This window comes from Maritalea mobilis (genome assembly GCF_004363175.1).
Classification (GTDB): Bacteria; Pseudomonadota; Alphaproteobacteria; order Rhizobiales; family Devosiaceae; genus Maritalea; species Maritalea mobilis.
On the sequence record NZ_SNYR01000002.1, the window covers coordinates 299898 to 313773 of the forward strand.

Annotated in this window: 18 protein-coding genes; 13 read left to right on the forward strand and 5 right to left on the reverse strand. The window is 51.3% G+C overall.

Going from position 1 to position 13876, the window contains the following annotated elements:
* The first annotated feature begins 39 nt into the window (after window positions 1-39).
* The 5 genes from ATL17_RS09255 to ATL17_RS09275 all read left to right on the forward strand — a co-directional run bounded on the left by ATL17_RS09255 (window position 40) and on the right by ATL17_RS09275 (window position 2962).
* On the forward strand, window positions 40-1032 hold the full coding sequence (locus tag ATL17_RS09255; RefSeq protein ID WP_133572524.1) for a histone deacetylase family protein: 993 nt from the start codon (window positions 40-42) through the stop codon (window positions 1030-1032).
* A 13-nt stretch (window positions 1033-1045) separates the two neighbouring features.
* Window positions 1046-1261 carry an exodeoxyribonuclease VII small subunit gene (locus ATL17_RS09260; RefSeq protein WP_425462427.1) on the forward strand — a complete coding sequence of 72 codons (216 nt, stop codon included), beginning with the start codon at window positions 1046-1048 and terminating at the stop codon, window positions 1259-1261.
* 4 nt (window positions 1262-1265) lie between these two features.
* Window positions 1266-1484, forward strand: a complete 219-nt coding sequence (locus ATL17_RS09265; protein WP_133572526.1) for a DUF6500 family protein — start codon at window positions 1266-1268, stop codon at window positions 1482-1484.
* 150 nt (window positions 1485-1634) lie between these two features.
* The gene (locus tag ATL17_RS09270) at window positions 1635-2234 is read left to right on the forward strand and encodes an SCO family protein (protein WP_166638978.1); all 600 of its coding nucleotides are present in this window, start codon (window positions 1635-1637) and stop codon (window positions 2232-2234) included.
* Entirely contained in the window at window positions 2234-2962 is a 729-nt protein-coding gene (locus ATL17_RS09275; RefSeq protein WP_133572528.1) for a TlyA family RNA methyltransferase, read from the forward strand. The genes ATL17_RS09270 and ATL17_RS09275 overlap by 1 nt, the downstream gene beginning before the upstream one ends.
* A 186-nt stretch (window positions 2963-3148) precedes the next feature.
* Here the strand turns inward: ATL17_RS09275 and aroC are convergent, their stop codons facing one another.
* From aroC to fabI, 3 genes are read right to left on the reverse strand one after another with little or no spacing between them, the layout of a single operon-like run.
* Complete coding sequence (gene aroC / locus ATL17_RS09280) at window positions 3149-4255, reverse strand: chorismate synthase (protein ID WP_133572529.1); 1107 nt, start codon at window positions 4253-4255, stop codon at window positions 3149-3151.
* A 60-nt stretch (window positions 4256-4315) separates the two neighbouring features.
* Window positions 4316-4930, reverse strand: coding sequence for a histidine phosphatase family protein (locus tag ATL17_RS09285; RefSeq protein WP_133572530.1), 615 nt, complete (start codon window positions 4928-4930; stop codon window positions 4316-4318).
* A 44-nt stretch (window positions 4931-4974) separates the two neighbouring features.
* Window positions 4975-5772 (reverse strand): enoyl-ACP reductase FabI, encoded by a 798-nt coding sequence (gene fabI, locus ATL17_RS09290; RefSeq protein ID WP_166638979.1) that lies wholly within the window; start codon window positions 5770-5772, stop codon window positions 4975-4977.
* A gap of 117 nt (window positions 5773-5889) precedes the next feature.
* On the opposite strand from fabI, the gene ATL17_RS09295 reads away from it, so the two are divergent.
* Window positions 5890-7302 (forward strand): FAD-binding oxidoreductase, encoded by a 1413-nt coding sequence (locus ATL17_RS09295; RefSeq protein ID WP_133572531.1) that lies wholly within the window; start codon window positions 5890-5892, stop codon window positions 7300-7302.
* Here ATL17_RS09295 and ATL17_RS09300 read toward each other — a convergent pair.
* Both ATL17_RS09300 and ATL17_RS09305 read right to left on the reverse strand, forming a co-directional pair.
* Window positions 7299-8033, reverse strand: coding sequence for an SOS response-associated peptidase (locus ATL17_RS09300; RefSeq protein ID WP_133572532.1), 735 nt, complete (start codon window positions 8031-8033; stop codon window positions 7299-7301). The genes ATL17_RS09295 and ATL17_RS09300 overlap by 4 nt on opposite strands.
* Window positions 8034-8041: 8 nt before the next feature.
* Entirely contained in the window at window positions 8042-8956 is a 915-nt protein-coding gene (locus tag ATL17_RS09305) for a DMT family transporter (protein ID WP_133572533.1), read from the reverse strand.
* A gap of 126 nt (window positions 8957-9082) precedes the next feature.
* Here ATL17_RS09305 and ATL17_RS09310 point away from each other — a divergent pair, with 126 nt between their 5' ends.
* From ATL17_RS09310 to ATL17_RS09340, 7 genes are all read left to right on the forward strand, one after another.
* Window positions 9083-9514: an Lrp/AsnC family transcriptional regulator gene (locus ATL17_RS09310; RefSeq protein ID WP_133572534.1), complete on the forward strand. Its 432-nt coding sequence runs from the start codon at window positions 9083-9085 to the stop codon at window positions 9512-9514.
* Window positions 9511-9900 carry an NUDIX hydrolase gene (locus tag ATL17_RS09315; RefSeq protein ID WP_133572535.1) on the forward strand — a complete coding sequence of 130 codons (390 nt, stop codon included), beginning with the start codon at window positions 9511-9513 and terminating at the stop codon, window positions 9898-9900. Before ATL17_RS09310 ends, ATL17_RS09315 begins: the two co-directional genes overlap by 4 nt.
* Before the next feature lie 62 nt (window positions 9901-9962).
* The gene (locus ATL17_RS09320; protein WP_133572536.1) at window positions 9963-10967 is read left to right on the forward strand and encodes a DUF3179 domain-containing protein; all 1005 of its coding nucleotides are present in this window, start codon (window positions 9963-9965) and stop codon (window positions 10965-10967) included.
* 62 nt (window positions 10968-11029) lie between these two features.
* A complete protein-coding gene (locus ATL17_RS09325; RefSeq protein ID WP_166638980.1) occupies window positions 11030-11404 on the forward strand; it encodes a TIGR02301 family protein in 375 nt (124 codons plus the stop codon).
* A gap of 91 nt (window positions 11405-11495) precedes the next feature.
* On the forward strand, window positions 11496-11756 hold the full coding sequence (locus ATL17_RS09330) for a hypothetical protein (RefSeq protein WP_133572538.1): 261 nt from the start codon (window positions 11496-11498) through the stop codon (window positions 11754-11756).
* A gap of 25 nt (window positions 11757-11781) precedes the next feature.
* The gene (locus tag ATL17_RS09335) at window positions 11782-12453 is read left to right on the forward strand and encodes a hypothetical protein (protein WP_133572539.1); all 672 of its coding nucleotides are present in this window, start codon (window positions 11782-11784) and stop codon (window positions 12451-12453) included.
* Between the two features lie 324 nt (window positions 12454-12777).
* On the forward strand, window positions 12778-13875 hold the full coding sequence (locus ATL17_RS09340; RefSeq protein ID WP_133572540.1) for an AAA family ATPase: 1098 nt from the start codon (window positions 12778-12780) through the stop codon (window positions 13873-13875).
* The last annotated feature ends 1 nt before the right edge of the window (window position 13876 follow it).

Sequence of the window (13876 nt, forward strand, 5' to 3'; positions counted from 1 at the left end):
ATCAAGTTCAGCAAATGCGAGTAAAGGCGACACAAATAAATGGCATGTTTGCTCATTCAACATCCGCAAGGCGCGCAGCATCAAATGCCGAAGGGACACCCCGAAAGCCCTGATCGCTTGCACTATCTTGATCATTTGTTCGCCCATGAACGCTTTGCCGAATTTGAGAAGCGTGAAGCAAAATATGCAGATTTGGGCTTGGTGGAATTGGCCCATTCAAAAGAGCACATCCAGTTTGTAAAATCCCGCCGCCCAGTTGAGAGCATTGCTGAGATTGATGGCGACACCTTTATTGCCGCCACCAGCTTTGAAGCGGTGATGAGCGGCATTGGTGGTGCGTTGGATGCTGTTGAAAGCGTGATGAATGGCCATCATCAAAATGGATTTTGCGCCATTCGCCCGCCGGGACACCATGCAGAACATGATCGGCCAATGGGCTTTTGCCTGTTCAACACAATTGCGATTACCGCCCTATGGGCGCGTGAGCATTATGGGTTGGAGCGCGTGGCCATTGTCGATTTCGACGTGCATCATGGCAATGGCACGCAGGACATTTTTTATAATGACCGCAACATTTTTTATGCCTCCAGTCATGAAATGCCGCTTTTTCCCGGCACCGGGCTGAAGCGTGAAACGGGTGAAGGCAATATTTGCAATGCGCCTTTAACTGAAGGCAGCGACGGGGCGATGATGCGCGAAGCCTATATGGACCGCATTCTGCCTGCCTTGGATCGGTTTAATCCGGATCTGATTTTGCTTTCAGCTGGCTTTGATGCCGACAGCCGCGACCCGCTTGCCTCTTTGCGCTGGGAGCCGCGAGACTTTGCTTGGGTCACCGGCAAAATCATGGATATTGCAGATCGGCGGTGTGACAATAAAATCGTCTCGCTATTAGAAGGTGGATATCATTTAAATGCACTGGCAGAAGGTGTTGCGGCGCACATCAATATGCTAGAGCATGGGGAAATGGGTGCGCCGTTTGATGCGACAAAAGAGATAGAAGGAATTTGGCGTGAGCGAGAACAAGCATAGCGACATTGCAGCGATGGATTTTGAAACAGCCCTTTCTGAACTGGAACAGATTGTAGGCAAGTTGGAAGCTGGTCGCGCCCCTTTGCAAGAAAGCATTGAAGTTTACGAGCGCGGTGGATTGCTCAAAGCGCATTGCGAAAAATTGCTCAAGCAAGCCGAAGCCCGGATTGAAAAAATTACGCTGGATGGCAATGGCCAACCGCAAGGCACCGAGCCACTCGACGGCTAACTCCATGCGTGAAAGTTTGCGCCAAAAGGCGATCGAAATCTGCGACAAAAAGATTGCTCAAAAGGGTGAAGGCGTTGGCATTTCCTTTTATGCCTTCTTCAAAAACAAAAATGACGCGCCGGATATTTTGATGGAAGCGGCACAGTGGTGGATTGAAAAACATCAGCTCGACCACTTTGAAAAAGCCGTAAAAATCAAAACTATGATCGAAAAAGGTCTTTAGCTTCAATCTGCTAGCGCTTGTTGCTAAGAGATTGATTCTGGCACTTCACACATTGATTCAATAAATCGCGGCAAGGACGATGGGTCGCATCGCCTTTACTTTGCTTAAGAATTAGGTTTCAACCTATCCGAGCAGAGCTGGAGAATGAATATGAGTCTCGCACGTGTGCGCCTGATCCTTTGGGCCCTTGTTTTAATCGTTGGTCTTGCCGCAACGGTTTTTACCCTATATCGCCAAACGCTGCCGGATTCAGATCGCGTGCGCATTGGTGGCGATTTTGAAATGGTGAACACCAAAGGCGAAACCTTTACCCAAGCGGATTTGAAGGGCGAGCCGACCATGATGTTCTTCGGCTATACCTTCTGCCCTGATGTGTGCCCGACCACGCTTTATGAAAGCAATGTGTGGCGGCAAGCTTTGGATTTGAACAGCGAAGACATCAAAACCGTGTTTGTCTCAGTCGATCCCGAGCGCGACACACCAGAACAATTAGACGCTTATCTGGGCTCATTTGGCGAAGACATTATCGGCCTTACCGGTACCCAAGCGCAGGTTGACGCCATCAAAGCTAAATATGGCATCTTCTCAGAAAAAGTAACCGATGAAGATAGCTCCGATTATTTGGTGAACCACACCGCCACGCTCTTCCTGTTGGATGAGGACGGTCAATTTGCTGGCACCATTGCCTATGGTGAAGGCAAAGAAAGCGCTGTGGCCAAACTTAAGCGCCTGCTTAAAATCGAAGGCTGATGCGACTCGATCAATTTTTGGATGTGCAAAATCTGGTGCGGTCTCGGGCCCGCGCCAGAGACGCCATTGTGCGGGGCTGTGTCACCGTAAATGGCAAACAGATCACAAAGCCCGGCTTCAAAGTCAGTGATGACGATCATATCCAAATCGATGATCCGTCCGCGAACTATGTGTCCCGTGCAGCACTCAAGCTGTTAAAGGGCTTAGCGGAAAGCCAGATCGAAGTTGCAGGCAAAACATGCCTCGATCTTGGGGCTTCGACAGGCGGCTTCTCGCAAGTGCTTCTCGAAGGCGATGCCGCGAAAATCTATGCGGTGGATGTGGGACAAGCTCAGCTCGCCGATGAAATCAAATCCGCCCCTCAAGTCGTGAGTTTAGAACAAACCAACGCCACGGCCCTCACCGCTGAGTTGATTGCCGATCCAATCGACATCCTTGTCAGCGACATCAGCTTTGTCTCACTAATTAAAGTGATTGGCCCTGCCTTGGACTTATGCGCCGCAGGCGCCCATGCGCTGCTGCTTATCAAGCCACAATTTGAAGTTGGCCGCGCGGCCATCGGCAAGGGCGGCATTGTCAAAGACCAAACAGCAATTGAAACAGCACGCGCCCGTGTAGATGAATTTCTCTCAGAAAAGAACTGGCAAAAGCTGGGCGATGCGCCCTCACCCATTTCGGGCAGCGATGGCAATCAGGAGTTTATTCACTGGTATCGCAAAGAGGGGTAGCGCCTTCACAGCTCTAAGTTAGAATAATAACGCCGACGCTGCATAGATTACCGGATCAAGTCCGGTAATGACGCAAGAAAATGCGTTAGTTTCTCCAGGCCTCACCTCCACACCACCGTCATCCTCGGGCTTGCCCCGAGGATCCAAGCAGCTTCTGCGGTTGAACGAGCTGCCACTTACAGCCGCTTAAAACCCAACGCCGCCGTCGCGTCCAGTTTGGCCGCGGTGGCGGAGGAAATGGTCTGCCAGCACCAATGCCATCATTGCTTCGCCAACAGGTACTGCGCGGATACCGACGCAAGGGTCATGGCGGCCTTTAGTGATGATGTCAGTATTCTCATTGGTTTTGGTCACGGTTTCGCGCGGCACCAAGATTGAGCTGGTTGGCTTCACGGCAAAGCGCACCACAACGGGGTCGCCGTTGGAAATGCCGCCTAAAATGCCGCCCGCTTTATTGCTCTTGAAATAAGGTGCGCCCTCTCCGGCGCGCATCTCATCGGCATTTTCAATGCCTGTCAGTTCCGCTGCGTCAAAACCTGCGCCGATCTCAACGGCTTTCACCGCGTTGATGGACATCATGGCCGACGCCAAATCTTGATCGAGTTTGCCATAGATCGGGGCACCAAGGCCCACGGGTACGTTTTCGGCCACCACTTCGATCACCGCGCCGACGGACGAGCCTTCTTTGCGGATGCCATCAAGATAGGCTGCCCATTCTTCCGCCGCTACAGGGTCGGCGCAGAAGAACGGATTTTGATCTACCTGATCCCAATCGAAGCGATCATAATTGATTTTGTGCGGGCCTACCTGCACCAAGCTGGCGCGGATTTTGATGTCGGGCACCACCAATTGGGCCACGGCTCCTGCGGCCACACGCGCCGCGGTTTCCCGCGCAGATGAACGGCCACCGCCGCGATAGTCGCGGATGCCATATTTCTGTTCGTAGGTGAAATCCGCATGGCCAGGGCGGAACTTGTCGCGAATGTCGCCATAATCCTTGGACCGCTGGTCGGTATTCTCGATCATCAGCGAGATCGGCGTGCCAGTGGTGCGCAAACCATCAGTACGCTCATCTTCAAATGTGCCGGAAAGGATTTTCACCTGATCTGGTTCACGGCGCTGAGTGGTATATTTAGATTGGCCAGGCTTCCGGCGATCCAGCTTTTCCTGAATCATGGCTTCGGAAATCGCCAAGCCAGCAGGACACCCATCAACCACCACGCCCAAGGCTGGTCCATGGCTTTCGCCCCAAGTGGTGAAGCGGAAAAGTTGGCCAAAGCTATTGTGCGACATGGTGCGTCCTAATGGTTTGAAAGTACTGGAGACAATTTTGCGAGACAGCGCCGCAATTGTCTAGGCTGCATACTCGGTAAATTGTCCATTCTCAAAGCGAAAAACAGCTTCTTGAGATGGGGCCCATTTGTCGAGCACGTCGCCCGGCTCACCCGTGAGCAGGTGCCGGAAGGTCCGCGCCACGCCGCCATGGGCCACAACAATAGTGGGACGTTGAATATGCTCCTGCATAAAGGCGTCCACCCGCTCGATCACTTCGGCATAGCTTTCGCCATCTTTTGGGCGGTGCCGCCATTTGCTGGCCTCGCGCTGGGCGTGCTCTTCTGGGAAAAGCTTTTCCACGTCACTCGCCAAAATGCCTTCCAACCGCCCAAACGATATTTCGCGCAGGCGATCATCATAGGCAATGTCGGGCAGTTCATCGTCAAATTGCGCCCGCACGATATCCATCGTTTCGCGCGTGCGCCCTAATGGTGAGCAAAACCAGTCGAAATCTGCCGGATCACCGCCATCGCGAGTCACCAACTCGTGCAAAATTTCGCCGCTCAGTTTTGCTTGGTTGCGCCCATGCTCGTTAAGTGGCACATCCCGCTGCCCTTGGAACCGGCTTGCCCGGTTCCAATCGGTTTGTCCGTGCCGTACGAAATAAATCAACGGCCATTCAGCATGTGCCATAGCGCAAGATCACTCTTTTTGCTGGGTGGTGTTTGAGCTGGTGCTTATTCTTCGCTGTCGAGAACGCGCATACCCATCACATTGTAGCCGCTGTCCACGTGGTGAATTTCACCTGTGGTGCCAGAAGACAAGTCAGACAAGAGGTAAAGCCCTGCATTGCCAACTTCGTCAATGCTCACATTGCGACGCAATGGTGAGTTGGCTTCGCCGTAAGACAGCATTTTGCGGAAGTCACCAATGCCAGAAGCAGCCAATGTTTTGATGGCGCCAGCGGAAATGCCGTTCACGCGGATGCCTTCAGGGCCAAGATCAGCGGCCAAGTAACGTACAGATGCTTCCAGCGCTGCTTTAGCCACGCCCATCACATTGTAGTTTGGCACTACTTTTTCAGACCCGTAATAGGTCAATGTCACCAACGAACCGCCTTCATTCATGATCTTGCGGGCACGTTTGGCCACAGCAACGAATGAGAATACAGAAATGTTCATAGAGTTCTGGAAGTTGCCTGGTGTGGTGTCGATAAAGCGACCTTCAAGCTCATTCTTGTCAGAATAGGCAATGGCATGCACCAAGAAGTCAATTTTGCCCCATTTTTCTTCGATGGCAGCGAAAGCTTTGTCCAACGCAGCTTCGTCGGTCACATCAGCTTCGATCACCAATTCTGATCCAACTTCTGCCGCCAACGGCTCCACACGACGCTTCAACGCTTCACCTTGATAAGTGAACGCCAACTCTGCGCCTTGGCCTGCAACTGCTTTGGCGATGCCCCAACCGATTGACCGATTGTTGGCCACGCCCATGATCACGCCCCGTTTGCCTTGCATCAGGTTGCCGCTGGTCATAAATGAACTCCTTGAGTAAAACCTTTGCATTGGGTTTTGACACAGCACGCGAAAACGGGCAAGTTTTTGTGTAAGTTTTCTACTATTCCTTCCACGATTAGCGAGCGAAAAGAGTTCATGGCGCAGCTGCAACTATTTGCAAAACTAAAAGAAATTGTCGGTGACGCGAATTATCATGATGTGCCAGACCAAATGGCACGCTTTCTGGAAGAGCCGCGCGGGCTATACACCAAAGGGGCCCAATGTGCCGTCACGCCAACTACGGTTGAGATGGTGCAAAAAGTAATGCAATTCGCCTATCAAAACGAGATTTCTGTGGTGCCGCAGGGCGGCAATACGGGGCTTGTGGGCGGACAAGTGCCAGCCATGGGCAATGAGATTGTGCTGAGCCTCGTCAAAATGAAGCAAGTGCGCGATGTAGACCCGTCCACCAATGTGATGACGCTTGAAGCAGGCGTTACGGTGCTTGACGCTCAAAAGCATGCGGAAGAGGCAAATCGGCTGTTTCCCTTGTCGCTTGGTTCGGAAGGCACGTGCCAAATTGGCGGCATTCTGTCCACCAACGCCGGGGGCACCGCGGTTTTGGCTTATGGCAACTCCCGCGATTTGTGCATGGGCGTTGAGGCTGTGTTAGCCGACGGGCGCATTTACAATGGCCTATCGAAATTGCGCAAAGACAATACGGGCTATGATTTGAAAGATTTGCTGGTGGGCGCCGAAGGCACGCTGGGCATCATCACCGCAGCATCGCTCAAAATGTTCCCACGCCCGCGCACTTTTGAAACCGCCCTGCTCAACATCGCCTCGCCGCAAGTTGGCGTGGATATTTTTGAATTGGTGCGCGAACGCGCGGGCAACCGCCTCACCTCATTTGAATTACTGCCCACCATCGGCATGGATTTGCAGTTAAAACATAATCTAATCAATCGCGATCCGCGCGCAACGGAAACGCCTACTGGGTGGCACATTCTTTTGGAACTCTCCTTGTTCGAAGGCGACCATGATGGTGCGCTTTTGGCCATTCTGGAAGATTTGTTTGAGCGCGAGTGGGTCGCCGACGCCTCTCTTTGCAACTCGGTGGCGGATCGTCAATTGATGTGGCTGATGCGCGAGAATTATGCGGAATGCCAAAAGCGTGAAGCCCAGGCTATTAAGCACGACATTTCTGTCGCCATTCGCGACATTCCGACGCTGATTGAACAGGTGGACGCTGTCGCTGAAGAAATTTTGCCGGGCATTCGCTCCATTGCTTTTGGCCATATGGGCGACGGCAATATTCATTATGACTTTTTGGCCCCGATAGACTTTGAAGGCGATTTGCGTGAAATCGCACCCGCTATCCACGATGCGACCTATGAGATCTTGGCCAAGCTTAATGGCTCGATTTCAGCGGAACACGGGATTGGCCAACTCAAACGGGATTTGCTGGCGCAAAAGAAAGATCCAACCGCACTGGATATGATGAAAAGCATCAAGCTGGCGCTTGATCCTAAAAACATTCTCAATCCGGGAAAAGTTGTCAGCCCTTAAAACAAATCAAGCTGCGTCGATTTTTTGGGCTTCGGCGCGGCTTTTTCTTTGGGCTTAGCCTCCAGCTCCACTTCCACAATCAAGTCTTCGCCTTCATTGCGGGCATTGTTCACCCGTTGTGATACAGGGTAGCTGGTCACGTTATATTTGATCAGTGGTCGCACCAGTTTCAGCGCGTTTTGCGCATTCACATTTTTGGTGTCGAGCCATTCATCCATGTTCTCTTCAGGCACATGAACAGGCGTGCGGTGATGAATGTCGGCCAGTTCGCCTGTCGCCTCTTGGGTGAGAATGGTGAAGCTGTCGATCTCTTCCCCGTTTGGCCCTTCCCATGTGGCGTAAAGGCCCGCCAGCGCCAACAGTGAGCCGTCTTCTTTATGGATATGAAAGGGCTGCTTTTCGCCATTCTGGCGCAGCCATTCATAATAGCCGCTGGCTGGCACCAGGCAGCGCTGGTTTTTCAGCGAGCTTTTAAACGCTGGCTTTTCGGCCACGGTTTCCACTCGCGCATTGGCCAGCACCGTGAATTCGCGCGGGTCTTTCACCCAATGCGGCACCAGCCCCCAGCGCATCAAATGCGCTTCGTTGCCGCGTCCATGATTGACGATGCTCAACACAGGTTGGGTGGGCGGAATATTGTAGCGGGCAGGAAAATCATTCAACTGGGCATCCAAATTGAACAGATTGATCAATTCTTCCCGTGGATGATGTAGATCGAGCCGCCCGCACATGGTTTTACCTAACTTGTTTTGGCCGCAACTTTATCGCGATTTGCCTGGTCGATAAAGGGCACGCGCCAGCGCAACGTCATGGCCGCCGCGCCCAGCAAAATCGCCGCCGAGCCAACCCATTGCATCCAAGTCAATTGCCGATCAAAGGCCACATAATCCACCACAATCGCAGCGATAGGATAGATAAAGGCAAGTGCGCCCGTAACGCTGGTTTCCAGCCGCTGAATGCCATCATACATAATAATATACATCAGCACCGTGCACATTAGGCCCAGCGCGAGAATGGCGCCCCACTCCACTTGTCCGTTGGGCATGATTTGCCATTGCATCAAAGGGAAAAGCATGATGGTGCCTACGCTCACATGGGTCAGCGCCACCAGATGAGGCGGCACGCCTGTCAGCTTTTTCACCAGCAACACGGTCACCGCATAAAGCACCGCCGCGCCGAAGGCCATGATGACGCCCATCAAATAGTCGGTGCCTGTGTCGGTGGAAATATCGCGCGCGCTGACCACCGCAATCATGCCAACAAAAGCGAACAGCAGCCAAAAGACCTTCGAAATGTTCAGCTTTTCGCCCAAAAACGCCACGCCCATCATCGCCAGAATGATCGGCTGTGTGTGATAGACCACGGTGGAAATGGTGATGGAGGCTTTGGAGAAAGAGCCGAACAGCAATATCCAGTTGGTCACCACCGCCACGCCGCTCAGCACAGCCAGTGTGATGTTGCGCTTGGTGAAATATTCGCGTTTGAACATGCCCAAAGCCGCGCAAACAATGCCAAGGCCCACCGCACCAATCAGGCAGCGGGAAAAGACCACGTTAAATGTGGGTTGGTTGGACACCACCACAAAAAAGCCGATGGTGCCGGAAATCATCATGGCGGTGACCAGTTCCACCACCCCAATCCAATTGCGTTGCATTTTTTTCTCTTTCAAACTCTTTGTAATCTGGTTCAACGCTAAACCCAAGCGCTAGAGTTGCACATATAAATAATTCGGCTAAAATCTAATTTTACCGAACGAAATTAGGCAAAGACACTATTTCACATGGATAACACAGATAAAATATTGATTGAAACTCTTTTTGAAAATGGCAAAACGCCCCTCAAGGAGCTTGCGGCGAAAGTTGGGTTATCTGCTCCCAGCACCTCAGAGCGGCTTAAAAGGTTGGAGGAACGTGGGGTGATCCGCGGCCATACGCTGACCGTCGCACCGGAGCAAATTGGATATCCATTGCGTGCCATTGTGCGGGTCAGCCCTATGCCCGGCCAACTGCAGCGCGTCACTAAGCTTATTCAGCAAACCGCTGAAATCACCGAATGTGACAAGGTCACTGGCGAGGATTGCTTTATCTGCAAAATCTATCTCAAATCGATTGAACAGTTGGATTTGATCCTCGACAATATCAGCCAATATGCAGCCACCAATAGCTCCATCATCAAAAGCTCGCCTGTAAAACGTCGGTTACCGCCGCTATGAGTGAACAAGTCGATGTGGTCAGCGCTGCCTTGTTTGATGGCGACAATGTGCTGCTGGTCCAGCGCAAAAACCCGCCCTATCAGCATTATTGGTCCTTGCCCGGTGGGCGCATAAATTCAGGCGAATCCGCAACCGACGCGATCCGGCGCGAAATCCTGGAAGAGACCGGATTGCAGGTCAGCGATTTCCATAAGGTACAAAAGCACAATTCAGCTGGGTTCACGTTGCAAGTGTTTGCCGCCAAGGCCGACATCGCCGCGGCTCAAGCGCTGGACGATGCCGCCGCCGTGCAAATCATCCCGCTGCATCAGGTGCCAGAGCTGCACTATACGCCCGATTTATGGGCCATCATCCATGCGGCTCGCCAACGGCTCACTGATCTGTGAGTGTATTTGATTGGTGATCACTCAATTTTTGCGCCAAACTGCCCTCAGTTTTGGGAGGCAAAATGCGACAGATTATTCTCAATATATTGATTGCAATAGCCATATTTAACGGCAGCTCAGCCGCGCTTGCGCAGGAATTGCAACCTCAACAGGCTGTGCCGAAACGTTGGATGCTGGAAGGCTGGGAAACGGATTTTTCCAAAGCGACCATCCGTTACAATGAGGTGGTCGATGTTATTGATCGCGACAATATCCCCTCCATTGATGATCCCCAATTTAAGCCCGTTGCGCGCGAGGCCAGCATTCCGGACAATGAGCCTGTCATCGGGTTAGATCTGAATGGTGTCGCCCGCGCCTACCCTTTGCGCATTATGATGTGGCATGAAATTGTGAATGACCAGATCGGCGATACGCCCATCGCGGTCACCTATTGCCCCCTGTGCAACACCTCCATTGTTTTTGATCGCCGGGTCGATGGCAAAGCCGTAGAGTTTGGCACGTCAGGCAAACTCCGCCATTCCGACCTGATTATGTATGATCGGGCGCAACAAAATTGGTGGCAGCAATTTACGGGCGAGGCCATTGCTGGCGCGCGTGCTGGCGAGAAATTGAAAGCCTATCCTTCGCGTCTGATGAGCCTGAAACTTTTTCGCGAAACTTATCCCGATGGCGACATTTTAGTGCCTGACCCGCGCCGCATCGAGCAAATGGGCCGCAATCCTTATGTCGGATATGACAAATCGGCTAAGCCCTTCCTGTTTCGCGGTGAAATCCCCGATGACATCAACCCGATGATGCGCGTGGCGCTGGTGCAATCGCCCACGCCTGTTGGCGTTGCCCTGCCGCTGTTGCAGCAACAAGGCGAAGTCACTCATGAAGATTTGATCTTCCGTTGGTCTGCGGGCCAAGCCTCAGCGCTTGATCGCGGCGAGATCAGCCAGGGGCGCGATGTGGGGAATATCGAAGTTGTGCGACAAACAGATTCTGGCGAAGAGCCCGTGGTGCATGAGGTCACATTTGCCTTTGCTGCCCGCGCCTTTATGAGCGATTTGACCATCCTGCAATAAAACTTGCCTCCAAAGCGGCATCGTCTTAAGACTGACGATGTCGCACTTTTTTGGAGACCATTTTGCGCGCAAAAATTGCCACATCTTTATCCGCGCTTTTGCTGTGCATTGGCAGCCAACTGCCCGCGCAGGCCATTGATCCGGCTTATCAGCCGCAAATGGAGCGGTTGGCGGAGATTATGGGTGCGCTTTATCATCTAGACGATTTGTGCTTGCGCTCAGGCGTTGATTGGCGCGGCCAATTGGCTGATCTGATGGATTTGGATGAAGTTGATGATGACCGGCGCGCGCGGTTGGCGGGTGCGTTTAATGACAATTATGCTGATTTCCAACAATCCCATAGCCGCTGCACCGACTCGGCCAGCTTGTTGACCAGCCGCTTTCTCGATGAAGGTGCCAAGATCAGCTATGATATCCACATCCGCTACGCCGAATAATGTGGATTTCTCACCGAAATTAACCTTTATTAAAGAACCTTGATGTCCGCGCCAAAAAGCCATGCTACAGCTTGGATGTCAGGAGAAATACATGTTTGAACATTCACGCACGCAATCGCTTTTTGAACGCGATGATGAGGAGCGCCAATTGGCGCTGCAATATCTGGCTGAAGCATGGCGCAATGCCGATGTGGAAGGCGTTGAAAAAGAAGCGTTGGCCCATGCTGCCTTGTTTGCTGCCATTGCCACTTTGGTGGAACAATATGGCGAAGAGCCAATTGCTAAATTGCTGGAAAAACTGCCTGGCCAAGTTCAACTTGGCGAATATACGGTTGACCGCACAATTCAATAATTTGATCTATTATAAAGGCTGACCAATGGCCAAGCTCCTTGCACCAACTGCCTTGTCTATGTTGCTCCTCGCAGGTGCCCTCACCGCACCTGCTTTCGCCACCACAAGCGATAATAGCAGCACCGCGAACAGCGAAGTCACCTCACAATTTGGCACCGCTGATCCAACTGATGATCAAATCATCATCCCACCGAATGAAAATGCGCAAGAACGCGCGGCAGATTATGACAATTTGGAGCCGCAACGCGACCTGTCTATTCTGCCCAGCGAAGTGGCAAAAATGCGCGATCTCTTGATGAACGCGGCCCGCTCTGGCGACATCGAAAATTTCCGCCCCATTTTGGACGCACAACCCAATGTGCCCAGCCTTAGCTTTGGCGAAGTGGATAACCCGATCCAGTTTTTGCGCGAAAGCTCAAACGATGGTGAAGGCCTCGAGCTGATGGGCATCATGCTCGAATTGCTCGAAGCGCCCTATGCGGTTCAGGATTTGGGCGAAGGCGAACCCAAAATGTTCGTCTGGCCCGCCTATGCCACCCACAATTTGCAGGATTTGAGCAATCAAGAACTGGTGGAAGTCTATAAACTCGTCAGCCACCTAGACGTAGAAGAAATGCGCCTCTATGGCGGCTGGTACTTCTTCCGCGTCGGCATAGACAAAAACGGCGTCTGGCGGTTTTTCGTAGCGGGCGATTAGGACAAAAGCCTCGGTTTTGCCGGGGCTTTTTTTATGGGTAGAATTTGTGGAGTGGCGAGTTTTTAACATCCTATAGAGCAGTGTATGTACGGACGCCCCTTAAATTCGCCAAAAAAATCCGAATAATATGTGAATATGAATTGAAGCAGACCTATGCCAAATATGGAAACTTAGTCCCAATTCATTTTACGCTAACTTAGGTGCGCATATTGAAAACGAAAGTTGCTAATTTTCAGATGCTATGCAATGAAAGTAGCTGAGGTATGTTGAACGTTTGAACATGGATCCAACCATAAAAAATTACAGCGCACGAAGGCATGAAACTTGAACCGAATTGATAAAATATGCGTTAGTGGTTTTAAGAGTATTGCTGAGCTGCAGCTCGATATTAAGGATATTAATGTTCTAATAGGCGGCAATGGGTCAGGGAAATCTAATTTCATCGGAGTATTCAAATTTCTCCGCGAAATCACCGAAGGCCGATTGGGAATTTATGTTAAAACTTCTGGCGGTGCAGATTCAATTTTACACTTTGGCTCAAAACGCACATCCGAAGTGACATTTCACGTTTATCTAAATGAAAAAGTGGATCAGTATAAAATTTCATTGTCTGCCACGGTGGAAGATGGGTTGGTGCCGATTTCTGAAACTGCGTATTATTGGAACAAATCCTATCCACAACCATACAGTGAAAGCCTCACTAGGGCAGGAACAGAAGCAGCTATCAGTTCGGAAGACACAGCTTCCGTTAAAGCGCACGTTCGCGAAGCATTACAAAGTTGGAGAGTTTATCACTTCCATGACACCAGTGACACCTCTCCTCTCAAGAAAACTGCAAAAGTTGACGATAATAGGTTCTTACGTGCTGATGGTGCCAACCTTGCAGGCTTCCTTTACCTATTAAAGACCAAGCACGAAGAGGAGTATCGTTTAATCAGGAATACGGTCAGACGTATTGCACCATTTTTTAAAGATTTCGTACTTGAGCCTAGATCGTTGAATGAGGAAAGTATACGATTAGAATGGCGGCACATAGGAACTGAGGATTATTTTGATGTTTCAAGTTTCTCTGACGGCACACTTCGGTTCATTGCTTTGACGGTATTGCTATTGCAACCCTATAAATACAAACCCTCTGTAATACTGTTGGATGAACCTGAATTGGGACTTCACCCGTCTGCCATCACTGTTTTGGGTGCAATGGTTCGACAAGCGTCAGCAGATGCCCAAGTGATAATATCTACTCAATCACCTATGCTTCTCGATATGTTTGAGCCTGAGGAAGTTGTTGTGGTTCACAATGCGGACGGTGCATCCACCTTCAAACGACTAGAAAACTCAGCTCTCGAAAATTGGCTTAAAGAGTTCAGCCTCGGAGAGCTTTGGGAAAAAAATGAAATTGGTGGCAAACCTGGAGTGTGAG

Coding starts and splice junctions, on each gene's coding strand:
- ATL17_RS09275 (WP_133572528.1), top strand. CDS start 2,234: ATGCGACTCGATCAATTTTTGGATGTGCAAAATCTGGTGCGGTCTCGG.
- aroC (WP_133572529.1), bottom strand. CDS start 4,255: ATGTCGCACAATAGCTTTGGCCAACTTTTCCGCTTCACCACTTGGGGC.
- ATL17_RS09265 (WP_133572526.1), top strand. CDS start 1,266: ATGCGTGAAAGTTTGCGCCAAAAGGCGATCGAAATCTGCGACAAAAAG.
- ATL17_RS09285 (WP_133572530.1), bottom strand. CDS start 4,930: ATGGCACATGCTGAATGGCCGTTGATTTATTTCGTACGGCACGGACAA.
- ATL17_RS09330 (WP_133572538.1), top strand. CDS start 11,496: ATGTTTGAACATTCACGCACGCAATCGCTTTTTGAACGCGATGATGAG.
- ATL17_RS09255 (WP_133572524.1), top strand. CDS start 40: ATGGCATGTTTGCTCATTCAACATCCGCAAGGCGCGCAGCATCAAATG.
- ATL17_RS09305 (WP_133572533.1), bottom strand. CDS start 8,956: ATGCAACGCAATTGGATTGGGGTGGTGGAACTGGTCACCGCCATGATG.
- ATL17_RS09260 (WP_425462427.1), top strand. CDS start 1,046: ATGGATTTTGAAACAGCCCTTTCTGAACTGGAACAGATTGTAGGCAAG.
- ATL17_RS09270 (WP_166638978.1), top strand. CDS start 1,635: ATGAGTCTCGCACGTGTGCGCCTGATCCTTTGGGCCCTTGTTTTAATC.
- ATL17_RS09300 (WP_133572532.1), bottom strand. CDS start 8,033: ATGTGCGGGCGGCTCGATCTACATCATCCACGGGAAGAATTGATCAAT.
- fabI (WP_166638979.1), bottom strand. CDS start 5,772: ATGACCAGCGGCAACCTGATGCAAGGCAAACGGGGCGTGATCATGGGC.
- ATL17_RS09335 (WP_133572539.1), top strand. CDS start 11,782: ATGGCCAAGCTCCTTGCACCAACTGCCTTGTCTATGTTGCTCCTCGCA.
- ATL17_RS09310 (WP_133572534.1), top strand. CDS start 9,083: ATGGATAACACAGATAAAATATTGATTGAAACTCTTTTTGAAAATGGC.
- ATL17_RS09295 (WP_133572531.1), top strand. CDS start 5,890: ATGGCGCAGCTGCAACTATTTGCAAAACTAAAAGAAATTGTCGGTGAC.
- ATL17_RS09320 (WP_133572536.1), top strand. CDS start 9,963: ATGCGACAGATTATTCTCAATATATTGATTGCAATAGCCATATTTAAC.
- ATL17_RS09315 (WP_133572535.1), top strand. CDS start 9,511: ATGAGTGAACAAGTCGATGTGGTCAGCGCTGCCTTGTTTGATGGCGAC.